Source organism: Sphingobacterium nematocida (assembly GCF_900168125.1).
Taxonomy (GTDB): domain Bacteria; phylum Bacteroidota; class Bacteroidia; order Sphingobacteriales; family Sphingobacteriaceae; genus Sphingobacterium; species Sphingobacterium nematocida.
The window spans coordinates 61,820-86,806 of the sequence record NZ_FUZF01000017.1; the positions used below are offsets into that span (position 1 = coordinate 61,820).

Below are 24,987 nucleotides of genomic sequence, written 5' to 3' on the forward strand. Positions count from 1 at the left end.
CCAAATAGCACCGATATAAACAAAAAGAATACGATGACAACTTTTAGAATTGAACATGATTTCTTGGGGGAAAAGGAAATTAGCAACGACTGCTACTATGGGTTACAGACGATGCGTGCCAAAGAGAATTTTGATATTACGGGTATACCGATAGGTAGTGAGCCCTTATTTATTCAAGCTTTTGGTTATGTTAAAAAGGCAGCGGCTCTGGCCAATAAGGATTTGGGGATATTAGCCCCAAAGAAGGCTGAAGCAATAGCCTATGCCTGTGACCGCCTGATCGCAGGGGAGTTTGCTGATCAGTTTGTGAGCGACCTTATCCAGGGGGGAGCGGGTACCTCTACCAATATGAATGCGAATGAAGTGATCGCCAATTTGGGGCTGGAATACTTAGGACATCAAAAAGGAGAATACCAATACCTGCATCCAAACAATGATGTCAATCTATCGCAAAGTACCAATGATGCGTATCCATCTGCTTTTCGAATAGCAGTGTATCTTAAGATAGCATCATTCTCGCAGGCTTTGGAGGAGCTACAAGCAGCTTTTTATAATAAAGGAAAGGAATTTGAAGGGGTATTGAAGATGGGGCGTACCCAACTGCAGGATGCTGTGCCGATGACTTTGGGGCAAGAGTTTAATGCTTTTGCGACAACTTTGGGCGAGGATGTGCTGCGTATCCGGGAGGCTTCTCTCTTGATCACAGAGGTAAACATGGGGGCGACGGCTATCGGTACCGGAGTGAATGCTCCTGAAGGGTATGCGCAGCTATGTGTCAAATATCTTGCAGAGATCAGTCAGGTTCCTGTGACGCTTGCGGCAGATCTAATCGAAGCGACCTATGATACTGGAGCACTGGTGCAACTAAGTGGTACGCTAAAACGAAATGCGATAAAACTAAGTAAGATATGTAACGATCTGCGACTCCTCAGTAGTGGGCCGCGATGTGGTCTTAATGAAATCAATCTGCCAGCTATGCAACCGGGATCGTCGATCATGCCAGGCAAAGTGAATCCAGTCATTCCTGAATTGATGAATCAGACCTGCTACTATGTAATTGGTGCAGATTTGACGGTGACTATGGCAGCAGAGGCTGGGCAACTGCAGCTCAATGTGATGGAACCAGTAATGGGAATGGCGCTGTTTACTTCGTTGCAATACCTAACCAAGGCATGTCGAACTCTTAAAGATAAGTGTGTAGTGGGGATTACAGCAAATGTAGAGCATAGCAAGAATATGGTAATGCAGAGTATAGGTATCGTGACACAACTGAATCCTATACTGGGGTATGAAGAGTGTTCGTCTATCGCTAAGGAGGCTCTTGCGTCGGGCAAGTCTATATACGAGATCGTGGTGATCGAACGGAAACTAATCAGCCAGGCGAAGTGGGAAGAAATCTATTCGATCGAAAACCTAATCCATCCCAAATTTATCGCCCAATGATTTTTGTACAGTTAGCAATCTTACTGGGGATGATATTGATCGGATCCCGGATGAAAGGAATAGGACTGGGGGTGATGGGGATGGTCGGCTTATTGATTTTTGTATTTGTGTTCCGAATGACTCCTGCTGAACCGCCAATCGCCGTGCTACTGATTATTCTAGCTATAGTGACTACAGCGGCCACCTTGCAGGCTGCGGGCGGACTGGATTACCTAGTCAGTATAGCTGAACATATAATCCGTAAAAATCCGAGCCGAATAACGCTTATAGCGCCTTTTACGACGTACTTTTTGTGTCTATTTGCTGGTACTGCTCATATCGTGTATTCGCTATTACCTATTATATCGGAGGTCGCTGCCAAACAACGGGTGAGACCAGAGAGACCACTTTCGGTATCGGTCATAGCATCGCATTTAGCTATTACAGGAAGCCCTATGAGCGCAGCCAGTGCATCGCTGGCTTCTATATTAGCATATTCGTCTGCGTCTGTTCATATCATGATGATTTGTATACCAGCTGCTATCTGTGGAATATTTGCCAGTATATTGGCGGTATGGAAGAAAGGAATAGAGCTGGATAAGGATCCGGTATTCTTGGAAAAGATGAAAGACCCGGAGTTTGCTCGATCTATGGATCCGATGGAAGTTGATGAAGGGAAGAGGGTACATTACGAACCGAGACCTGGAGCCAAGACGGCGGTAGCTATCTTTGGTCTTGCTATTTTCTTGATTGTGATGTTTGGGGCTTTTCCGAGTCTGGTGCCTCATGTGGGAGGCCCTCCTAGCTTTAGCGTAAATGCAACCGGCCATATCAATCTTACAGCGTTGATTATGATTATTACATTATCGGCATCGGCGATAATCATGGTAGTCACTAAGACTTCGACGGTGCAAGTGGCTAAGATGAGCTTATTTACATCGATGGCGACAGCAGTGGTGTCGATATTGGGAGTCGTGTGGATGAGCGCTACATTTATGCTGGCCAATGAGGCTGTAATCGAACATACTTTTAAGGATATTGTCTCTGCACATCCGTGGACATTTGCAATTGCTCTATTTTTGATGGGAGCTTTGACATTCAGTCAGGCGGCGACCACACGTACAATTATGCCTATGGGGGTAGCGCTAGGGATAACTAATCCGCATCTATTAGCGATGTTTCCGGCGGTAAATGGCGACTTTCTGCTCCCGGGTTATCCAACTTTGTTGGCAGCGATAGATTTTGATCGAACGGGAACTACCAAAATAGGAAAGTTTGTTGTCAATCACAGCTTTATGTTGCCTGGAATAGTGGCCATCGTTGTCACGATACTGGTCGGTTTTGTATTAACGGGGATATTGCTTTAATGAGGAGAAGCTATAACAGAAAGACCAATATACTTCAAGGTCTTTCTGTTTTAATATATGCTGCAGGCCACAATAAGGAGAAGGTCATTGCAAGAAACTGGACGATGCATGATCAATTTTTATCGCTAACGAGCTCACTTTGTTCTTGAAGTAACGCCGAACGTTTGTCGATATCTAATATTTCATAAATGGCTTTTAGATGATACTTAACGGTGTTTTCAGAGATGAAGAGTAATGTGCCAATTTCTTTGTTGGTCTTACCTTGTCTCACGAGGTCGATGATCTCAATTTGCCGAGGCTTTAATGGTGTATTTATTATTTTTTTGCTGACATCGTTTTTTACTTCTTCGGAAGTGGTGCTTATATACTGTTCTAGTCTGATACGCATCTGTTCCATTTCCTTCTCCATTAGGATTCGACGGTGCTTATTGGAGTGATAAAGTTTGAAAAGCACAAAAATAAGAGCACATAGAAGTAGAATGATACAGGAAAATAGCCCCATAAGGTTTTTCCTATTTACGATTTCTATATCATTGCGTTGTTGTAAAAGCTCTTTTTCAAGTAGGTTAAGTTTACCACTTCTATTGGCCGCATCATATTGACGACGTGCTTCGCTGACTGTTTTCTGTGCGAGATAGGCTTTTTCATACTCTTTGTTGGAGGTATAATAGTAGATGATGGTTTCATACATCATGATCTTATAGATGTCGATATCATACATGTTTGCATAATCGAGACCTTTTTGGAATGCCGCTAAAGCCTCCTTTTTTAGTCCCATGTTGTTGTAAAGCTCCACTTTAACTTTATAGATAATAGGCAAGTGCTTGGGCGTGTCGTGCTCTAACAGAAGTATGCAGGCGTCAAAGTGTTGATCAGCCGCTGTATAGTTACCTTTTCGTAGTTCGAGATGGCCAAGAATGCATTGGTAGAATGCACGGGTCTCCTTTTTGACATAATGAAGGTTTTCGGATTTTACTTGTTTTAGAAGCTCTAGGTATTCTTTTTCATTCTTAAGATCAAAATGAATGAGAATACGCTCGATAATGATCCGGATGTCCAATTCTTCTTCTTTGTCGGTATTTTTAATTTCCTGAGAGGCCAGTTCCAAGTTCTTTAAAGCGCCAGAGTAATTATAGAGCTGCTTGTAGGTCAGTGATTTCTCTAAATAGGCATGAAAGCGATCATAAGCTGTGGAATTTGGGTCGCTGATAATCTTCTCTAAGATAAGAATGGACTTCTCATTTTGATTGTTGTCGTTTAAGGTTGAAATCTCTTCATGTAACTGAATGGGATCAATCTGTTGGGCATAGAGTGTTGATGAAAAAAAGAATACTTGTGCTAATATGAAGATGAATTTAGAATTTGTAAACATAACTTTCGTCTGCAAAGATTGCGTGTAAATGTAATAATTGAATTGTTTGGCTTGTGCAAAATGAATGCAAAAGTACATTTTTTATCGCGAAGAAAGAGATTGTCTGGTTTTTTTAAGGATAACAAGCTATCTATTTATAGAGAGGTGGCCGTAGAGAAAGCCGTTATGGCTTCTTCGCCTTCTTTTGGAGGAGATGTTTTTAATTGGAATAATGGTAAAGATAAGCTGTTATGGATCAATCTATGGTAATGAAGGGGTGCGGAGCTTGGATGAGGATTCTAGCTTGGCCGTTCCGTTCTCAATTGATTTCTATTATACCAATTTTTTTGTTGAAATAGACAACTGATTAAAGTAGCAGGAGCTATTTTTCGTCAAAAAGTTCCTGAAAGGTTTTTCCGGTGCGTGATATAATAATGGAGTCTGCGAATTGATTATATACCGCATAATGTTTGTTGGGTACGTCAATATTATTTATCAATAGAATGTTATGCTCACGTAAGCGGTTGAATAGTCGAGAAGGTGCCGCAGCTAAGCCAAAATAGTAATATTTGAGACTGTCTTTATCCAAATCGGATTCAGCAGCCATAAAAACCGAATCTCTTAGGGTGAGACCTCCCACATACTTTGCTTTATTGCCTATAGGCGCTGATGAATTACAGGAATAGGTGAATATACCTAAACCTATAAGAAATAACACATTGCTTTTCATATTTAATTGGTATTGGTAATCTTTGTTAAAACTAACAAGATAAAATAAAAATACAAAAAAATAGACGAGCTAACTAGTGGAAAATGCGTGATTTACACTGTTTTTGATTTTCTAATCCAACCAATGATCAACAAAGTAAAACTTAGGATGAATAGTGTCCATGTAATCCATGGTAAGCCCAATATGGCGGCCTGTTGGGTATCGGCTAGTAAGCAGGCCCCGAGGAATGTAACACAGGCAAGATATAGATGTCTGTTGACACTGTGGTCTTTACGCTGTTGTCTTTGAAATGTTTCCAAATCTTGACTATCCAGTCGTATTTTTAGTTCGCCTTGTTCAACTTTATGGAGTAAATCTGTCATGGATTTAGGGGCTGCTGTCAGCGTACCTTGCAACTGCTGTAGGGATTGCAGTATATTTTCAATGACATAAGGAGGAGATAGTCGTTTGGCCATAATTTTGGCAACATAGGGTTTGACTTTTTCTATAATGTTTAAATCGGGAAGAAGAGATCGGCCTATGCCCTCGATGAGCACAATACCTCTTACCAGGAGATAAATATGGTCGGGCATAAGAATGTCATTTTGGTTCAAGATGTTCGAAAACCTGGAAAAAACGGCTTTAATATCGAGTTCTTTCAAGGACTGTGAGTCGATCAACGTAAACATCTGTTGGAGATCGCGTTCAAGGATCTTTTCATTCTTGATATTGATACGGATTGACATCTTTTTGATGGTACGGATCAAGTTATCAATATCTTTGTTTATGAAGTATAGAATGAAATTTTCTAGGTGTTCTTTATCTTTAGGGAGTAGTCTTGCCATGGCTCCTAAGTCAATGAAAGCAATTTGGCCAGATGGAGTAACTAAGAGATTGCCCGGGTGGGGGTCTGCATGAAAGAAACCATGTTCCAATACTTGAGTGAGGTAAAGGTCAAGCCCAGTGTCTACAATATATTCTGTATCTAGTTGTTGTAACCGTAGCGCATCAATATCTGTAATACGTACGCCATCAATCCAAGAAATACATAATAGGTTGTCGGAAGATAGGTGAGCATATACCTGCATACATTTTATACGGCGCTCATCGGAAAAGTTACGTGCAAACTGCTGGATATTTTTGAGTTCGTTAAGAAAAGAAAGCTCTTCCATAATGTTTTTTTCGAAGGCTTCAAAGACCTGCGGTAGATTGATCTCGCGTACGAGCGGATAATAGCTCATCAGTACGTTGATTATATCTTTGAGTAGGTGAAGATCGGCCGTGACAACTTCACGTATTGCAGTTCTTTTGACTTTAAGAATCACGATATCACCATTGATCAGTGTGGCTTTGTATACCTGTGCGATTGAAGCCGAGGCAAAAGGCTCTTTGTCAACATGTAGAAAAATATCAGCTACTTCGGTTTGTAACTCGTTTTCTAGCCAATCATGGATATTGATGTCCTCAGGAGCTACTTTGTCTTGAAGCTTCTTTAATTCATGAATGAGTTCGCCGGGGAGTAGGTCTTCGCGTGTGGATAGAGCCTGGCCAAACTTGACATAGGTCGGCCCGAGATCTTCAAGCACCTTTCGGATCCGTTCGTAAAAGAACGGTTGTTTGTTGGCAACCGCTGCAGAATCATTGGAATCACTACCAGTGCTGCTGATCTTTGATTTGAGATCTTCAAAGCCGTGTTTTCCAAGTATACTGATAAGCTTGGCAGCTCTTTTTAGCTTGTTCTTTTGCTTAACTATAGGATTTTCCATAGACTATGGTTTATCGTTATAATAAGCTACAAGATAGTGTTTTTATTTGGGGAGCGGCGTTTTGGATGTATTGTTTTGATACTTTCCTTCTGTTGTAGATACAGAAGGAAAGTAAGATGGGGGCGAGCGCGGAACTACAGTTCTTTACGTAGACGAGCTACCGGAATATTCAGAGCCTCACGGTATTTGGCTACTGTTCTTCGAGCAATAGTATAGCCTTTTTCTTTTAAGATATCGGTAAGCTTTTCGTCTGCTAGGGGTTTGCGCTTGTCCTCATTTGCGATACATTCTTCAAGTATTTTCTTTACTTCCTTATTGGAGACTTCTTCACCAGAATCTGTCTGAATAGCTTCGGAAAAGAATGACTTTAGTAAAAATGTGCCAAATTCTGTCTGTACATATTTGGAATTGGCGACGCGAGAGACTGTCGATATATCCATTTCGATCTCTTCGGCAATATCTTTTAAAATCATGGGTTTGAGCATACGATCATCGCCTGTAAGGAAATAATCATATTGAAACTCCATAATTGCATTCATAGTCTTAAGTAGGGTTTGTTGACGTTGTTTAATAGCGTCTATAAACCATTTGGCCGAATCGATCTTTTGTTTGACGAATTGTACGGCTTCTTTCATCTTTTTGTCACCTTTTTCTGCCTTTTCGTAATGCTCGAACATGTCTTGATACGAGCGGGATACGCGTAGTTCAGGGGCATTCCGGCCGTTGAGAGTAAGGTGTAAGACGCCATCATCATTGCTGATGTGGAAGTCAGGGATGATCTGAAGCTGCTTGCCTGCTACTGCTGCTGAATCTCCAGGTTTGGGATTCAACTTTAAAATCTCATTGACAATATCTTTTAGTTGCTCAGAGTTTACGTCAAGCTGTTTCTCGATCTTGTCGTAATGTTTTTTTGTAAACTCCTCTAGGTAGTTTTGGACTACACGTATTGCTTGGCGAACGATAGGATTATTCTGGTCTTTTTTCTTGAGTTGGATTAAAAGACATTCTTGTAAGTCGCGCGCGCCGATACCTGCGGGTTCAAAGGACTGGATGACATGAAGCATCTCTTCGACCTCCGATTCTTCGGTCATCACATTCTGAGAAAAGGCTAGATCGTCGATAAGGGATGGGATTTGCCGTCTTAAGTATCCATCGTCGTCAAGACTCCCTATTATTTGATTTCCAATTAGATATTGCTTATCGCTTAAGGCTAGTAAATCGAGCTGACTCTGTAGCTTTTCGAAAAAGGAATCTTGGATGGCAATCGGGATTTCCTTTTGTTCATCTTCATCATCGCTGGAGTAATTACTGCCATAGTCTTTGTAATCGTCTTCTTGTATATAGTCTTCTACGCTGAATTCGTCGTCAAAAGAATCTTCACTGCTTTCGTATTCTTCGGGATCTTTGTCTGGGTACTCTTCTACAGGATCGTTCATATTGGCCAAACTGCCATCCTCTAGTGCAGGGTTTTCTTCCAACTCTTCTTTGATGCGGGTATCTAATGATGCTGTAGGCACCTGCAATAGTTTTATAAACTGAATCTGCTGTGGAGAAAGTTTTTGTAATAATTTTTGCTGTAATGTCTGTTTTAGCATATCTAAGTTAATTACACGGGTAAAAATAACGATTTAAACCGATATTAGTTATTGGATGTCATTTTATTAAAGTATTTGAGCTTATTTTAATGGATAAGATTGTAGTTAAAATATCGTATTTCAATAGATTATTAGAGTTTGTTAAATTTCGTTAATTTTATTGTGCCTATGTTTATTTTTGTTTTGTAAAATATCAGATTTCAAAACATTTTATTCATATTTACCGCATGTTTAGACGTGTTAAAAATAGATTTTTACGATATGTACTTATTGGTTTTTATAGTATCATATTGTTTACCTGTGCTGTACAACTTAATTTTTTAGGTCTATTTGGCTATTCGCCTACAAAAAAGGATATTGTGATGCCTACTTTAAATGTCGCATCCGAGCTTTACACGGCAGATTCGGTACTTATTGGACGTTATTTTGAAGAGGACCGGGATCCAGTTCCTTTTGACAGTATCTCTAAACATGTGCTGGATGCTTTGATCGCAACAGAAGATATACGTTTTTATAAACATAATGGTGTAGATTTTATGGGATTGGTTTCGGGCGCGGTGTCTACGTTAAAAGGTGATCCAAGAGGGGCTAGTACTATTACTCAACAATTGGCCAAAAATCTTTTCAAAACACGGTATGCGCACGCTCAGGGTTATCTGAATAAGATACCGGGGATAAATATATTGGTGACCAAGTTCAAAGAATGGATGACTGCATATAAGTTGGAAAATAAGTATAGCAAGAACGAGATTATTACCATGTATTTGAATACGGTGTCTTTCAGTAATAATGCTTACGGAATAAAATCTGCCTCCTTACGATACTTCAATAAACAACCGAGTAAACTGGATGTTAATGAGAGCGCATTGTTGGTAGGGATGCTTAAGGGGACGACTATTTATAATCCGATCCGTAATCCCAAAAATGCAATGCAACGTCGTAATGTGGTGCTGGTTCAGATGGAAAAAGGGGGGTATCTGACGCAGGCTCAGGTAGCTGATTTTTCGAAGGATTCGTTGAATTTGAATCTAAACTATAAAGATTCTATTGATGGTAATGACTCTTATATCCGCTCGGCAGTAGCAAGATGGTTGGATAAATGGAGCCAGGATAATGAAATCGACATCAATAAGGCTGGGCTAAAGATCTACACGACTATTGATTCTAGGATGCAAAAGATCGCGGAAAAAGCGGTAGCTGATCATATGGAAGAACTGCAACGTCGATTGAAAAATACGTGGGGGAGTGACGAGCCATGGCGAGATAAGGAAGGTAACGTTATTCCGGATTTTTTGGAAAATCACGCACGCAAACTGCCCGTATACACTGAATTAATGCAGAAGTATAACAACAATGAGGACAGTGTGTTTATCGCGATGAAGGAAAAAAGGAACATGGAAGTGTTTACCTGGAAGGGAATGGAAAAGGTGAACTACTCTACAATGGATTCATTGAAACACTATTTGATGATGTTGAATACGGGTATGATGGCAATGGATCCATATAATGGTGAAATCAAAGTATGGGTGGGTGGTATCAATCATAACTACTATAAATTTGATCATGTGAATCAAGCAAAGCGTCAGGCGGGATCTACATTCAAACCGTTTGCTTATATGGCTGCTTTGGAGTCGGGAATGACTCCTTGCGATAAATTTACAGATAAGCCTGTGAAGATAGAATTTACCAATAAGAAGGGGGAGAATGAAGTCTGGGAGCCTAAGAATGCCGATTGGAGTGTATCTCATCAAGAGATGTCTCTACGTTGGGCGATGGCAAGATCACTTAATACAATCACAGCACAGGTGACCGAAGCTGTGGGATGGGACAAAGTGGTGGATGTAGCGCATCAATGTGGTATAGAAAGTAAGTTGGAATCTGTACCTTCTGTTGGCTTGGGTTCAAACGATGTGTCGGTATTTGAGATGGTTCGTGCTTATGGCACCTTTATGAATGCTGGAAAGAAGACCGATCCGGTATTAGTGTCTAAGATCGTCGACATAGATGGTAATACTATAGCTACGTTTAAATCAGAGCAAAAGCAGGTCATCGATCCGGAGAATGCTTGGTTGATGACGTACATGCTTCGAGGCACAGTGGAAGAACCTCGAGGAACCTCACAGGCATTGTGGGAATGGGACTTGTTTAGAGAAGGTAATGAAATCGGCGGAAAGACGGGTACTTCATCGGATTATGTAGATGGATGGTACATGGGAGTGACAAAGGATCTTGTGGCGGGGGTATGGGTCGGCTGTGATGAACAAAGTATACATTTTAAGAATTCGGGTACGGGAGAAGGTTCTAAAACAGCACTACCGATTTATGCTTTGTTCATGGAAGAATTGTATAAGCATCCAGAATTGGGGGTAACATTTGGGAAATTTCCTGAATCTACAGTAGAGATTAAAAAAGACTATAAGTGTCCGAGCCCACGTATTCGGGTGGAGCAACCTAGTGATAGTACGGATACCTCAGATAATGACAATACGGAAGAACTGATACTGCCAGAGCTGGAGGAGGTGAGACCAACGGGAACAGCTGAAGCAACGACCAACTAATTGACGAGATAGTGATTTGAATGTGACGTTTTTACCGTAATTATTGATAGATTTATTGAATTATAAATTACGACAATTATGACTAATAGAATGATCCAGTGGATAACTAAAATAGCATTGACTTTTTTGTTATTACTGGTATTTGGTGTTTCTGTACAAGCGCAATACTTTGGACAGAATAAAATGCGCTATAAGAAATTGAATTTTAAGGTGTATGATACGCCTCATTTTAATCTCTATTATTATTCGAGAAATGATAGTTTGATACGTTGGCTTGCAAAAGAATCTGAGGTCTGGTATGAACTACATCAGCAGGTGTTTCAGGACACGTTTTCACGAAAAAATCCCATAATTGTTTATAATAATCATCCCGAGTTTCAACAGACTACTGCGATATCCGGGGAGATCAGTGTGGGTACAGGAGGGGTAACGGAGGCCTTCAAACAGCGGGTGGTAATGCCAATTATGCAGATCAACCAACAAACGCGACATGTGTTGGGACACGAGTTGGTACACGCATTTCAATACCGGGTCATCATGGAGGGAGGAGACTCGACCCGCTTGGAAAATCTTGGAAATATCCCTCTTTGGATGGTGGAAGGGATGGCAGAGTATTTTTCAATAGGTAAAAAGGATGCTTTTACATCGATGTGGATGCGGGATGCTTATGTAAATAATGACATTCCCTCCCTAAAGCAGATGACCGAGCAGTCGTATAATTATTTTCCTTATCGGTATGGGCAGGCTTTCTGGTCTTATATTGGCTCTACTTATGGTGATACGGTTATTATGCCTTTATTTATAGAAACGGCAAAATATGGGTATGATTACGCTATGCGTCGAGTATTTGGTTATGATTCGCAGACGGTGTCTACACTATGGAAAAATAGTATGGAAAATATGTACCGTGGACTAGGGAAAGATACTGCTTCGCGGCCAATTGGTCTATCATTGATCAACCCTTCAAATGGAGGTAGCATGAATGTGTCTCCTACGATATCTCCTGATGGTAAATATGTCGCATATCTTTCGGAGAAAGATATGTTTAGCATCGATCTCTATCTCGCGGATGCCTACACCGGGAAGATGATTCGTAAACTGGGAAGTAAGTTGACGAATAAAGATATTGATGAGTTTAGTTTCTTGGAGTCTGCGGGTTCGTTTTCTCCTGATAGTAAAAAGTTCGCATTCTCGGTGTTTAGTGAGGGCAAAAGTAAACTGATGACAGTGGATGTGGAAACGGGTAAAACCTTGTCTGTACAGTCGATGGGAGAGATCGTGGAGTTTGCGAATATAACTTGGGCTCCGGATGGTGAGACGCTTGCTTTTTCTGGGCTGACTAATGGGCACTCGGATCTCTATACTTACAATTTGAATACGAAGAAAGTGACACAGTTGACACATGATGTGTATTCGGATTTTCAACCAAGCTACTCCAGAGATGGTAAGTATATCGTTTTTAGTACGGATAGATTGGCATTGCAAAGTGATAATAGAGAAGTAGATATACCGATGAACTTAGCCATATTAACAGTGGCTACCGGTGAGGTTAGAAATATCAATGTGTTTCCGGGAGCGAATAATTTAAATCCTCACTTTTCATCCAATGGACAGGAGATCTATTTCTTATCGAATGGTGATGGGTATCGTAATATGTATCGCTACTTGGTAGCTTTGGGTACGGTGGAGCGCTTGACGGATTATTTTACAGGGATATCAGGAATTACAGAATATTCCCCGGCAATGAGTATTTCCAATAATGATGAAATAGTGTATTCTTATTTCAAGAAGAATAAGTATAACGTCTATAAAGCGAAAAGTTCTGAATTTGAAGCGGTGGTCGTAGACGGAAGTAAAAGTGACTTTACAGCAGCGATGTTGCCTCCATTGATGAGCAGAGGAGTAAACGTGGTCAATACTAACCTGCGTAATTTTAATGTCTTCGGTCGTATCGGTGATGAACAGATTAATAATATCGCCTATACACCGAAATTTAAATTGGACTATCTAGCTAATAGTGGTATTGGGATGTCTGTAGGTTCGCGATATGGTGCTGGAATTTCTAGTGGGGTACAAGGTATGTTTTCGGATATCCTGGGGTATAACCAAATTTTTGCGGCACTGAATATCAATGGAGAGATTTACGACTTTGGTGGCCAGCTGGCTTATATTAACCAGCGGAGCCGTATAAACTGGGGAGGCGCTTTATCTCATATTCCGTATATGTCGGGATATAATATGTATGAAACGGAGGATTTTGGTAATGGGAACGAATTGTCGTTAAATACTTATTTGATTCGCACGTTTCAAACGCAGGCGGAAGGATTTGTGGCATTCCCGTTTAACCGCCATCATCGTGTCGAAGCGGGAGCAGCTATATCTCGTTATAGTTATCGCGTAGATAAATGGCGCCAAAGTTATAATTGGGGATATGGTGATCGGCAAAAGATATCGAATGAGGAAGCTGAAGAGGTGCTCGGCGTGAGAAGTATGGAACCTTTTGTAATGCAGCAGGTCAATGTCGGTTTTGTAGGCGATAATTCAGTCTTTGGAATAGCTGCGCCATTACACGGATATCGGTATCGATTCGGTGCGGAACAATATTTTGGAGATTATAGGTTTACGGCGTTGAACGTAGACTTGCGAAAATACCATCGATTTAATCCTGTGACGATAGCGGGGCGTGTATATTCGTATATGCGTACCGGTAAAGATGAGAAGGCATTAAACCCGTTGTACATCGGGTACCCGTACTTAATAAGAGGTTACGAGACAGGGAATTTTGACGCGCAGGGTAAGGTGAACTTCTCGGACCTAATGGGGACACGTATGGCTATAGCTAACTTAGAGCTTCGCATACCATTTACTGGACCTGAAAAACTTGCTGTAGTCAAGTCGGGCTTTTTGTTCTCTGACCTGAACTTCTTTATTGATGGTGGCTTGGCGTGGCGTGGTGGTGATCAGATCAAATGGGATAAAACAGATGCAGATAAGGTGCCGGCTGTTGATGGTCAAGGAAAGCCTATTATAGATCCGGAGACCAATCAACAGGTGATGGAGTATAGCGAAAGTGTTAGAGTACCGTTATTCAGTGCAGGAGTGTCTCTACGTGTCAATCTTTTTGGTGCAATGATATTGGAACCGTATTATGCTATCCCGTTTCAAAAGACACGTTCGAAATTTGGAACATTTGGATTAAACTTTACGCCTGGCTGGTAGTCTATACCTATAACATATGCGATATATGTTGAGGTTGTTAAGGGTCGTTGTTTAGGCTAAGGTTTAAACAACGACTTTTTTTATAGATATATATGTCCTTAATAGATTTAAGGACTTTTTTATGCCGTTTGTTTTTTAGTATATCACAATGAAATTAGAATGGCTTAACAAGCAGAGACAAGTGCATGTGAAATATGTATTGTCGTATGGTTGGCCATGTTTGTGTTTAATGGATTTATATTAAGCCAATTGGGATTGTGTCTTCTGATTAATCGTTCTTTTTGCATGCGGGTGAAGTGAGTTAGTTCTATCAGTCGCTTTTGTGCGGCATCAAAAGATGAAAATTCTTCTACGTGAACAATACGATTGAACTTTGGTGATCTACCTGAGCTATGGATAGAGTGGAATTGTAGATTGGATGATTGTGTCATTAAATCTTGTGTGTATCCGGCTTCAACATATACTCTGTTGGGGTCTGTAGCGATGTAAATTAGGTGTTTTTTCATGTGATATACTAAATTATTTGGTTGTAATTTTATTTTTTACTAATTTTATTGGCACAATATTACTAATAAAATTAGCTTTTTAAAAATATATTTTAAAATAATTTATGTCAAACATAGCATCAAACCTGAAGTTTTTAAGAAAAAGAGCCAAACTTACACAGCAGCAATTCGCTGATGTAATGGAAATTAAGCGTGCGTCGGTAGGGGCCTATGAAGAGGATCGTGCTGAGCCTAAATATAGCTTGCTAAAAAAAATAGCGTCTTACTATGATCTGTCGATGGATGAGCTAGCGAATGATCAGATAGACGAAAAATGGAAGCCTGTGCCAAAGAGTAATGCTTCCAATCTAAGGGTACTGAGTGTTACTGTTGATGGAGAGGATCGTGAAAACATTGAATTGGTACCAACTAAGGCGAGCGCGGGTTATTTAAATGGTTACGGTGACCCAGAATATGTGAAGGAACTTCCAAAGTTTTCGTTGCCGATTTTCAGGCAAGGGACCTATAGGGCGTTTGAGATTAAAGGAGATTCGATGCTACCAATGCCGAGCGGTTCTATTGTAGTAGGGGAGTATGTTGAGAATTGGCATGATATAAAGGCGGGACAGACTTATATCGTGGTGTCTAACAATGAAGGTGTCGTTTATAAACGTATTGCATTTAAATATAAAGATGATAAAGGATTGAAGTTGATCTCGGACAACAAAGTGTATGAGCCTTATTGGGTGCCTGCCGAGGAAATTCTTGAAGTGTGGCGAGCTAAAGCTTATATTTCTACTGAATTTCCAGAGCCTAATGCAGAACCTACAATGGAGTCCTTGACCTCGATGATGGCACAGATGCAGAAAACTATAAATGCTGTGGTGGACACCAAAAAAACATCTTAATAGTTAGTTAGGGTATACATGATTTTCGCTTTGAGAAATAATAGTGTTGATAACGATGGATCTAATCTATGAAAATATGTATGTACGGGTTGTATTTTTGAAAATAAATACCTACTTTTGTATTATCTGAAAGGAAGGGGGCATGGTTTGCCCCCTTTTTTAATTGAATTTTTAATAAGCGTATGCAAGTCGAACAACGTGTTAAAGAACTGGTAGAAGAGAAGATTGCGGATAGAGCAGATCTTTTTATCGTTCGTATAAAGATGTTAAAAAATGGAGTTTTAGAAATTCTATTGGACGGAGATAATGGAATCTCAATTGAAGATTGTGTAGGGGTAAGTAAGCACGTCGGTTTTCATCTAGAGGAGGAAAACGTTATTGAGAATGCGTATCGCCTTGAAGTATCATCGCCTGGAATAGACGGAGGACTGTTGTCGCTAAGACAGTACGCTAAAAATATAGGGCGGAATGTTCGCGTTAAATTGGTCGATGGGGGTAAGCATGAGGGCAAGTTGGTAAATGCGACAGAGACAGAGATAGTCATTGCAGAAACAATAAAAGAAAAAGGAAAAAAGGCTGAAGTTAAAGAAGTCGTATTTTCAATGGATCAAATAAGAGAAACAAAGGTGTTAATTTCATTTAGTTAAAAATGAGCAGCAATATTAATTTAATTGACTCTTTTCAGGAGTTTAAAGAGTTCAAAAATATCGACCGTCCGACGGTAATTACAGTATTGGAAGAAGTGTTCCGTAGCATGATTCGTAAACGCTTCGGCACAGACGAGAATGTTGACGTTATTGTGAATCCGGATAACGGAGATTTGGAAATGTGGAGAACGCGTGTTGTGATGGAAGACGGTTTTTCGGAAGACGATGATTTGGAGATTGAATTAGCTGAAGCACACCAATTTGATCCTGACCTAGAAGTAGGGGATGATTATATTGAGCAGATTACTTTAGAGAGTTTTGGTCGTCGTGCTATTTTGGCTGCACGTCAGACTTTGGTTTCTAAAGTTTTAGAATTGGAGAAAGATGAGGTCTTTAAGAAATATAAAGATCGCGAAGGCGAACTGGTGATCGGCGAGGTATACCAAATCTGGAAAAAAGAAATTCTGGTACTTGACGAGGATGGTAATGAATTGATTCTACCAAAAACAGAACAGATCCCAGCCGATTACTTTAAGAAAGGTGATAGTATACGCGCTGTCGTATACAAAGTGGATATGATGAATAGTAATCCTAAGATCATTATTTCTCGTACTGCTCCTGAATTTTTACAGCGTTTGTTTGAATTGGAGGTACCTGAGATTTTTGATGGATTGATTACTATTAAGAAGATTGTACGTGAACCAGGCGAGCGAGCGAAAGTAGCTGTAGAGTCTTACGATGATCGTATTGATCCTGTAGGTGCATGTGTGGGTATGAAAGGATCGCGTATTCACGGTATCGTACGTGAGTTACGCAATGAAAATATTGACGTAATCAATTTTACAACGAATCATTCTTTATATATAACACGTGCTTTGAGTCCAGCGCGTATCTCATCGATCAAAATTGATGAAGATGATAAAACTGCTGCAGTCTACTTAAAGCCAGATCAGGTGTCATTGGCTATAGGCCGTGGAGGACATAATATCAAGTTGGCCGGTAAGTTGACCGGGTACGAGATTGATGTATATAGAGAAAATGATGAGGTGGAGGAAGATGTTGATATTGAGGAATTTGCAGATGAAATCGATAGCTGGATTATCGATGAATTAAAGCGTGTTGGTCTAGATAGTGCTAAGTCAGTATTGTCATTGTCATTGGAAGAATTGACACGACGTACAGATTTAGAAGAGGATACTATTCAAGAGATAGTGCGCATTTTGCAGTCGGAGTTTGAATAGGCTTCGATTGCCCATACGAATATTGCATATTAAAATGTAAATATTTGTTAATTGCGAGTAAAAAAAACATATTTTTGTAGTAATAGATTTTTAGAGGTTAATAAATAGATGACAGAAGGTAAAAGCATAAACTTACTCAAAGCAGCAAAGGAACTTAATATTGGTATAGGTACTGCAGTGGAATTTTTAAGTAAAAAGGGTTTTGATGTAGAAGCAAAACCTACAACAAAATTAACTGGAGATATGTATGGTGTTCTTTCGCGTGAATTTCAAGGTGATAAAATCGCAAAGGATGAAGCTAAGCAGATTGTTATTGGCAAAATTCGCCGTGATGAAACTCCTTTGGGCGGGAATGCAACCGTACCTCAAGATTCTACAACCTCTAAAAGAGAAGAACATAACGACGATACAGAAGGTCTTTTGATTAAGAATGTATCAGTATCCGCACCGGTAGAAAAAGAAGCTCCTGTGAAGCAGGAAAAAGAAGAAGAAACTGTTGCCGGAGGACACCTTAAGGTTATCGGTAAGATTGATCTTGATAGCCTAAATAAAGGTAAGTTTAAAAAGAAAGAAGAAACGGTTGAGAAACCAGAGGTTAAAGCAGAGCCGAAGATTGAGGTAAAGGCGGAACCTGTTGTAGCACCTGCAAAGGAAGAACCTAAAGCAGTTGAAACTCCGAAGCCGGTAGAAATATCAGAGCCTGTTAAAGAAGAACCTAAAGCTGTAGAGCCAGTAAAACCTGAAGTAAAGGTAGAAGCTGCTCCTATTGAGAAGCCTGCGGTAGTCAAGCCTGTAGAAGAGGTAAAACCTGTGGTAGAAAAACCTGAACAAAAAGTTGAAGTTAAAAAGGAAGAAATTAAGGTGGAGAATAAACCTGTTGTAGAATCTAAACCAGTGGAGGAACAGAACGAAGTGATTCGTGCGCGCTCTGAAAAACTGGAAGGGCCAAAAGTAATTGGTAAAATTGAATTGCCAACTTTCAAGCCTAAAGATAAGCCTGTCGCTTCATCATCTAACGCGAGTCAAGATAATAAGCGTAAACGTAAACGTACAAATAAACCTGGTACACCTATTTCTCCGAATGCACAGGGAGGACAACAAGGAGGTACTCATCAGGGTGGTCCAGGACAGCACAGACCAGGTGGCTTCCAACAAGGAGGCGGTCAAGGGCAAAATAGACCTGGTGGTTTCCAACAAGGAGGTGGACCTAGAGGTAACAATAATAATCGTCCAGGAGGAAATGCGCCTGCAGGAAGAGGAAAATTTGATCCTAGAAATAGAGGTCCTAGACAAGATGCTGCTCCTAAAGGAGAATTGTCTGAAAAGGAAATCCAAGATCAAATTAAAGCAACTTTAGCTCGTTTAAGTGGTGCTGGTAAGTCTGGTAAGTTTGCTCAACGTGCTAAATTACGTAGACAGAAACGTGATGATGTCGCTTTGTCAGCTGAAGAAGCAGCATTGGAACAAGAAATGATGTCCAAAGTATTGCGTGTCACGGAGTTTGTGACAGCAAACGAGTTGGCCAACTTAATGGATGTTCCTGTTACGAAAGTTATCGGTACATGTATGAGTTTGGGAATGTTCGTATCGATCAACCAACGTCTTGATGCCGAGACCTTAGCTATTGTAGCGGATGAATTCGATTATAAAATCGAGTTTATCAAACCAGAAGATGAAGAAACTACAGAACTAGAAGAAGCAGATAACGAAGATAACTTGGTCTCTCGTGCACCGATTGTTACTGTAATGGGACACGTCGATCATGGTAAGACATCTTTATTGGATTATGTCCGTAAAGCAAATGTAACTAAAGGCGAAGCAGGTGGTATCACGCAGCACATTGGTGCATATGCCGTAACACTCGACGGAGGCCGTAAGATAACATTCTTGGATACTCCTGGTCACGAAGCTTTTACAGCGATGCGTGCTCGCGGTGCGCAGGTAACAGATATTGTTATTATCGTAATCGCTGCGGATGATGCTGTGATGCCTCAAACAAAAGAAGCTATTAATCATGCTCAGGCTGCTGGCGCACCAATTGTATTCGCATTTACGAAAGTCGATAAGCCAGGTGCAAATGCAGATAGAATCCGTGAGCAATTGTCTGCAATGAATATTCTAGTAGAAGATTGGGGCGGTAAATATCAAGCACAGGAGATCTCTGCTAAAACGGGAGAAAACGTAGACCTGTTGTTGGAGAAAGTATTGCTAGAAGCAGAAATGCTTGAGCTTAAAGCGGATCCTAAGAAACGTGCAGTCGGCTCTGTAATCGAAGCCGCTCTTGATAAAGGTCGTGGTATCGTAACTACTGTAATGGTACAAGGAGGTACACTACGTGTGGGAGATGCTATTCTAGCAGGATCACATTCTGGTAAAGTGAAGGCGTTAACCAACGAACGCGGCGAACGTGTGAAAGAGGCTGGGCCTTCGGTACCGGTTCAGATTTTAGGTATGTCCGGTGCTCCTACTGCAGGTGATAAACTGTATGTTATGGAGAGTGAGTCGGAAGCTCGTATCGTAGCGAACAAGCGTTTGCAATTGCAGCGTGAACAAGGTATGCGTGCGACGAAACATATTACACTTGATGAGATCGGTCGTCGTCTGGCAATTGGTAACTTTAAAGAGCTTAACATTATCGTTAAAGGGGATGTTGATGGATCTATCGAAGCGTTATCAGACTCTTTGTTGAAATTATCTACTGACGAAATTCAGGTTAATATTATCCATAAGTCGGTGGGGGCTATTTCTGAGTCCGACGTGTTGTTAGCATCTGCATCGGATGCCGTGATTATCGGTTTCCAGGTAAGACCTACTCAAAATGCACGTAAGCTTGCGGAGAATGAACAAATTGATATCCGTCTATACTCTATCATCTATGATGCTATCGAAGAACTTAAATCTGCGATGGAAGGTATGTTGGAACCTAAATTTGAAGAAAAGATTGTGGCTGAGGTGGAGATTCGCGAGACCTTTAAAATTACAAAAGTGGGTACAATCGCAGGATGTATGGTTACTACGGGTAAAATCACAAGAAATAATGATGTCCGCATAATCCGCGATGGAGTGGTGATTCATACGGGTAAATTAGCTTCCTTGAAACGCTTTAAAGATGATGTGAAAGAGGTGACTCATGGCTACGAATGTGGTCTTCACATCGAGAAATTTAATGATATACAAGTAGGTGATATTGTTGAAGCCTACGAGCAAGTAGAAGTAAAACGTAAATTATAATTTACGATATCTAATATATTTAATCCCAACCCCAGTGGTTGGGATTTTTTTTGCTTTAAAAGGTTTAAGGTTTTATCTTTAGCACTATGTATAAGTTCAGAATCTCGGAGATAATAAAGCACCCAAACCATAATATTTCTATTCGTTTTCAAGATTTGTCGGGAAGCTTCCCGACATATAAGGCAGGACAGTTTTTAACATTATGCTTTGAGTTTGGTGAGCGTGAGGTGCGACGTTCTTATTCTTTTAGTAGTTCGCCTGATGTAGATGAACCATATGAAGTAACGGTAAAACGTGTAGACAATGGCGAAATATCGAGACTATTGCACCATAATACTGCGATTGGCGACGTTATTGAAGTGATGGAGCCACAAGGGTTGTTTGTATACGAGCCTGTTAAGGAGATCCGTCGAACCGTTTTTCTCTTTGGAGCCGGAGTAGGTGTAACTCCTCTTTTTTCTATTCTTAAAACTGCGCTAACTCGAGAGGATAATAGTAAGGTGATCCTCGTGTATAGTAATAGTAGCAAGGAAAGTACTTTGTTTTATGAGGAATTGCTTCGTTGGCAAGAAATGTATCCAGACCGTCTAAAAATAGAATTTATCTGGTCTAATAAGAAGAATCTTTTGAAGGCAAGACTGAACCGGGAATACCTTATTGAATTGGTCAATGAAAATATGGAAGAAGGGTTTGAAAATTTGTTCTATACCTGTGGCCCATTATTTTATATGGATTTATGCCGATTTACACTTTTAGGTATGGGATTTCCAGATGAAGATATAAAAAAGGAAACTTTTCACTTTCCGGAAGAAGAGGAGGATGAAGATGAGAAGGAAGATGAGCTTGTAGATATGACTTCTTACGATATTGTATTGAAGTTTAATGGTCAGGAATATCCATTGACAATTCCGTATAATAAGAGTGTGCTCGATGTCGGGTTGGAGCATAAGTTGAAGTTACCTTACTCTTGTAAATCAGGTATGTGTAGTACTTGTATATCTCAAGTGAACCAAGGGGCTGTACGAATGGATTATAATGAGGTGTTGACAGATAGGGAAGTCGCTAATGGTAAGTGCTTGATCTGTACGTCGCACCCGATTGAAAATGGAACTATAATTGAAGTATTGTAAATAAAATCGTTATGAAGAGAATAATCTGGGTAGTTCTATGTCAACTGTATGTTATGGTAGGCATGGGTCAGGACATATACAAGATAACCTATCATTATTTTAGGGATGGAGCGATGGTAAAACAAGATCCGGTAATTGTGTACGCTTCTAAAGGTAAGACCATAATCTCTAAACAGAGTGTAATGGATGGAAATGCTAGATATCCTTATGAGGAGTCTTACATAACTTTTGATGAGAGAAAAATGATTAAGCAGTCTACACTATCGGCTGATAAAAAAATAACAACCTTAGACGATCAAGCATTCACACGTTATAGCTACACTATTACTGAAGACAAAAAGAATATTTTGGATCGGGAGGTGCGTAAAGCGACGGCTTCGGTAAACTCTAATGCTATAGAACTTTGGTACAATAAGGATCTCGGAATTAATGCCGCTCCGAACGATATGGGACTTGATCTAGGGATGGTAATGGAATATCGACGTAATGGAAACTCAGGGCTTGTGGCAACGAGTGTGGAGCGTATAAAATCTTGGCCTTCAACGTTGAAATTTCCGGGGGTTGATTTGTTGTTAGATGGATTGACGTATAAGGATGTTTTGTGGAAGAGTCGCTTTATACAAATTCCCATTTTCAAGAATGAACAGATATGCTTTCAACCTGGAATCAAATCAGATTCTGTAATGAGGTTTGCGGAAGGTACCGTGATCATGAAGCGAATCCGTGTGCCAGAGGTGTCAGATAATAGTCAAGCTTTTATTGAGCTGGTCGAAAAATCTAATGGAGATGCTTATGATAGAACAGGATCTGTATTTATGATAGCAGAAGATCAGAGCCAAAGTTTTTTGGATGGAATGAAAAATGGGATGAAGACATTGCCTGCTTACGAAAATGGTGATGGACAGTCTTATCCAGGAATGGTTCGTACTGAAGGTTATTCGCCAATATTAGAACTGATGCGTTTCTTTACACCTTTTGGGGTTTCTCATTTTAATGGACGACTGGCTTTGAAAGATAAAACCTGGCAGGATAGTGTGACTTACAGACAGGATGTGTCGGAATTTTTGAAGATTATGGGAGGTAGGGATGTTTATATTGGTACCTATATCGGAAACTATGATAAAGGCGGGCATAAAGTGAGCTTGGAGTTAACGATACACCCTGGAGGTTCAAACTATGCGAAAGATGTAGATATGATAGCTTTGTTCAATACGACAAACGTGATGGAGATGGGAGGACAAGGATATCCAACATTGTTTGGTCAAGAAAAGGGGCTGGAGTTGGAGTTTGTTCTAGATAAAGATATTAAGAATGCGAAATTGCGCTATATTACGACTGGTCATGGTGGATGGGGGAATGGTGATGAATTTGTTCCTAAGACAAATGCGGTGTACTTGGATGGTCAATCTGTTTTTCAATTTACGCCTTGGCGCGTCGATTGTGGTAGTTATAGATTGTATAATCCTGTGTCAGGAAATTTCGAAAACGGATTATCTTCGTCTGACTTAAGCCGATCCAACTGGTGTCCCGGTACAATAACGTATCCCATGTTTATTGATCTAGGAAACTTAAAAGCGGGTAAGCATCACCTCCGCGTACAAATACCGCAAGGTCCGAAGGAAGGAGATAGTATTAGCTTTTGGAACGTGAGTGGAGCATTATTGTTTGATAAAGAGTAAACACAATAATGCTGATAAAATATATTTGGTTAACATCTCTATTGCTGATACTCGATGTAAATATCAGTGAAGCTCAAGAACCTTTAAAAATGGGTAAGCTGGGGAGCGCGGCACTTACCGAGGTATCCGGCATAATACCATCTTATTATAATAGTAAGAATTTTTGGGTTCACAACGATAGTGGAGACCACTCTGCTATTTATGCAATAAACAACGAAGCTCAATTGGTAGCGACGGTTGAGCTTGAAGGAATTAGGTTGGTAGATACGGAGGATAATGCTGCTTTGCAAATAGATGGTACACCTTATCTGCTATTAGCGGATATGGGTAACAATTTACGGAAAAGAGATACCTTGTCTTTATTTTTATTTAAAGAACCAATTCTAGAGCCTGGGCGCGATAATTACCGCGTGCCATCCGATCAAATTAAGGAAATTAAATTTAGATATAAAGATAAAAGACGGGATGCTGAAGCGCTATTTGTGGATCCGATCGATAACACCGTCTATATTATCTCAAAGAGAGACTTTAAGTCTACTGTATTCAGATTGCCATTTTCTACTTTTCTAACGGAAGATGTTAAGGAATTAGAGCCCAAAATGCAGTTGCCTTTTACTTTTGTAACGGCAGCTGATATACGGCATGATGGACGATTTATTCTGATAAAAAACCTGACCTCAGTATTTCTGTGGGAGCGAAATAATGAGCAGGACTTAGTCTCTGCGTTGAAAGGAGCGTTTCAAAATATACCTTACAAAATAGAACCTCAGGGAGAGGCGATTTGTTTTGATCGAAATGATCGATTCTTTTATACAATTTCTGAACGACCTTTTGGTCTAGATGCTTATCTTTATAAATATGATTACTGATACTATGCGTTATTTTTTACTTATCACATTATTTTTCTATGGTGTTCAATTGAAGGCCGCTAAGGTGGATACAGTGGAAGTTTTTTCCCAAAGCATGGGTAAAAAGATTAAAACTGTGGTGATTCTTCCAGAAAACCAAGGTAAGCCAGTTCCTACTTTGTATTTATTACATGGTTATTCGGGAGACTATTCAAATTGGGTCAATAAAGTGCCTTATATAAAGACATTGGTAGACAGATATAACTATGCTGTTGTATGTCCAGATGGTGGTTATGGTAGCTGGTACTGGGATGTGAAAGATGATAAGAATAATCAGTATGAAACGTTTGTTTCTAAAGAGTTGATAACGTATATCGAAAAAGAATATAAGGTGTGTCCGACTAGGGAAGGAAGAGCTATTGCTGGGTTAAGCATGGGAGGACATGGTGCTATGTTTCTTGGAATAAGGCATCAAGACGTCTATGGCGCTGTGGGAAGCACAGCAGGAGGAGTTGACTTTAGACCTTTTCCGAATAATTGGGAGATTGTTAAGCGACTGGGCTCGTACGCGGAAAATAAGGATGCGTGGGATAATCATGTGGTTATGGAAATGCTGCATTTGATACAGCCCAATAGTTTAAAATTTTTTATAGACTGTGGTACTGATGATTTCTTTTACGCAGTTAATAAACAGCTGCATGAAAAGATGACTTACTTAAATATACCTCATACGTTTGTCTCTATGCCCGGAAAGCATAATTGGGAATACTGGGGACAGTCGGTACAGTTACAAATGGCATTTTTTGATCAATTTTTCAGAAATTAATCTAC

General features: G+C 40.2%; 18 protein-coding genes. 13 read left to right on the plus strand and 5 right to left on the minus strand.

Annotation, left to right across the window (positions count from 1 at the left end; genetic code table 11):
- Positions 1-33 precede the first annotated feature (33 nt).
- Complete coding sequence (gene aspA / locus B5X76_RS16590) at positions 34-1,443, plus strand: aspartate ammonia-lyase (RefSeq protein ID WP_079644929.1); 1,410 nt, start codon at positions 34-36, stop codon at positions 1,441-1,443.
- Positions 1,440-2,789, plus strand: coding sequence for an anaerobic C4-dicarboxylate transporter family protein (locus B5X76_RS16595; RefSeq protein ID WP_079644835.1), 1,350 nt, complete (start codon positions 1,440-1,442; stop codon positions 2,787-2,789). The genes aspA and B5X76_RS16595 overlap by 4 nt, the downstream gene beginning before the upstream one ends.
- Before the next feature lie 112 nt (positions 2,790-2,901).
- Here the strand turns inward: B5X76_RS16595 and B5X76_RS16600 are convergent, their stop codons facing one another.
- Positions 2,902-4,161: a tetratricopeptide repeat protein gene (locus tag B5X76_RS16600; protein WP_176141117.1), complete on the minus strand. Its 1,260-nt coding sequence runs from the start codon at positions 4,159-4,161 to the stop codon at positions 2,902-2,904.
- Positions 4,162-4,221: 60 nt separating this feature from the next.
- On the opposite strand from B5X76_RS16600, the gene B5X76_RS21765 reads away from it, so the two are divergent.
- Complete coding sequence (locus B5X76_RS21765; RefSeq protein WP_139375364.1) at positions 4,222-4,410, plus strand: hypothetical protein; 189 nt, start codon at positions 4,222-4,224, stop codon at positions 4,408-4,410.
- 112 nt (positions 4,411-4,522) lie between these two features.
- Here the strand turns inward: B5X76_RS21765 and B5X76_RS16605 are convergent, their stop codons facing one another.
- From B5X76_RS16605 to rpoN, 3 genes are all read right to left on the minus strand, one after another.
- A complete protein-coding gene (locus tag B5X76_RS16605) occupies positions 4,523-4,870 on the minus strand; it encodes a hypothetical protein (protein ID WP_079644838.1) in 348 nt (115 codons plus the stop codon).
- Between the two features lie 92 nt (positions 4,871-4,962).
- Positions 4,963-6,615 carry an ABC1 kinase family protein gene (locus B5X76_RS16610; protein ID WP_079644840.1) on the minus strand — a complete coding sequence of 551 codons (1,653 nt, stop codon included), beginning with the start codon at positions 6,613-6,615 and terminating at the stop codon, positions 4,963-4,965.
- Between the two features lie 134 nt (positions 6,616-6,749).
- The gene (gene rpoN / locus B5X76_RS16615) at positions 6,750-8,210 is read right to left on the minus strand and encodes an RNA polymerase factor sigma-54 (protein ID WP_079644842.1); all 1,461 of its coding nucleotides are present in this window, start codon (positions 8,208-8,210) and stop codon (positions 6,750-6,752) included.
- Between the two features lie 227 nt (positions 8,211-8,437).
- Between rpoN and B5X76_RS16620 the strand changes: the two genes are divergently transcribed.
- On the plus strand, positions 8,438-10,768 hold the full coding sequence (locus B5X76_RS16620) for a penicillin-binding protein 1A (protein WP_079644843.1): 2,331 nt from the start codon (positions 8,438-8,440) through the stop codon (positions 10,766-10,768).
- A gap of 78 nt (positions 10,769-10,846) precedes the next feature.
- Complete coding sequence (locus tag B5X76_RS16625) at positions 10,847-13,987, plus strand: basic secretory protein-like protein (RefSeq protein WP_245801075.1); 3,141 nt, start codon at positions 10,847-10,849, stop codon at positions 13,985-13,987.
- A gap of 164 nt (positions 13,988-14,151) precedes the next feature.
- Here B5X76_RS16625 and B5X76_RS21770 read toward each other — a convergent pair whose 3' ends face one another.
- The gene (locus B5X76_RS21770) at positions 14,152-14,493 is read right to left on the minus strand and encodes a GIY-YIG nuclease family protein (protein WP_139375365.1); all 342 of its coding nucleotides are present in this window, start codon (positions 14,491-14,493) and stop codon (positions 14,152-14,154) included.
- Positions 14,494-14,597: 104 nt separating this feature from the next.
- On the opposite strand from B5X76_RS21770, the gene B5X76_RS16630 reads away from it, so the two are divergent.
- From B5X76_RS16630 to B5X76_RS16665, 8 genes are all read left to right on the plus strand, one after another.
- Complete coding sequence (locus tag B5X76_RS16630; protein ID WP_079644847.1) at positions 14,598-15,380, plus strand: XRE family transcriptional regulator; 783 nt, start codon at positions 14,598-14,600, stop codon at positions 15,378-15,380.
- A 182-nt stretch (positions 15,381-15,562) separates the two neighbouring features.
- Positions 15,563-16,027 carry a ribosome maturation factor RimP gene (locus B5X76_RS16635; RefSeq protein WP_079644848.1) on the plus strand — a complete coding sequence of 155 codons (465 nt, stop codon included), beginning with the start codon at positions 15,563-15,565 and terminating at the stop codon, positions 16,025-16,027.
- Positions 16,028-16,029: 2 nt separating this feature from the next.
- The gene (gene nusA, locus B5X76_RS16640) at positions 16,030-17,268 is read left to right on the plus strand and encodes a transcription termination factor NusA (RefSeq protein WP_079644850.1); all 1,239 of its coding nucleotides are present in this window, start codon (positions 16,030-16,032) and stop codon (positions 17,266-17,268) included.
- 108 nt (positions 17,269-17,376) lie between these two features.
- The gene (infB, locus tag B5X76_RS16645; protein ID WP_079644852.1) at positions 17,377-20,499 is read left to right on the plus strand and encodes a translation initiation factor IF-2; all 3,123 of its coding nucleotides are present in this window, start codon (positions 17,377-17,379) and stop codon (positions 20,497-20,499) included.
- An 86-nt stretch (positions 20,500-20,585) separates the two neighbouring features.
- Positions 20,586-21,629 (plus strand): ferredoxin--NADP reductase, encoded by a 1,044-nt coding sequence (locus tag B5X76_RS16650; RefSeq protein ID WP_079644854.1) that lies wholly within the window; start codon positions 20,586-20,588, stop codon positions 21,627-21,629.
- 11 nt (positions 21,630-21,640) lie between these two features.
- The gene (locus B5X76_RS16655) at positions 21,641-23,308 is read left to right on the plus strand and encodes a PNGase F N-terminal domain-containing protein (RefSeq protein ID WP_079644856.1); all 1,668 of its coding nucleotides are present in this window, start codon (positions 21,641-21,643) and stop codon (positions 23,306-23,308) included.
- Positions 23,309-23,316: 8 nt separating this feature from the next.
- Positions 23,317-24,177, plus strand: coding sequence for a hypothetical protein (locus B5X76_RS16660; RefSeq protein WP_079644857.1), 861 nt, complete (start codon positions 23,317-23,319; stop codon positions 24,175-24,177).
- Positions 24,167-24,982: an alpha/beta hydrolase gene (locus B5X76_RS16665; protein WP_176141118.1), complete on the plus strand. Its 816-nt coding sequence runs from the start codon at positions 24,167-24,169 to the stop codon at positions 24,980-24,982. The genes B5X76_RS16660 and B5X76_RS16665 overlap by 11 nt, the downstream gene beginning before the upstream one ends.
- Positions 24,983-24,987: the final 5 nt, after the last annotated feature.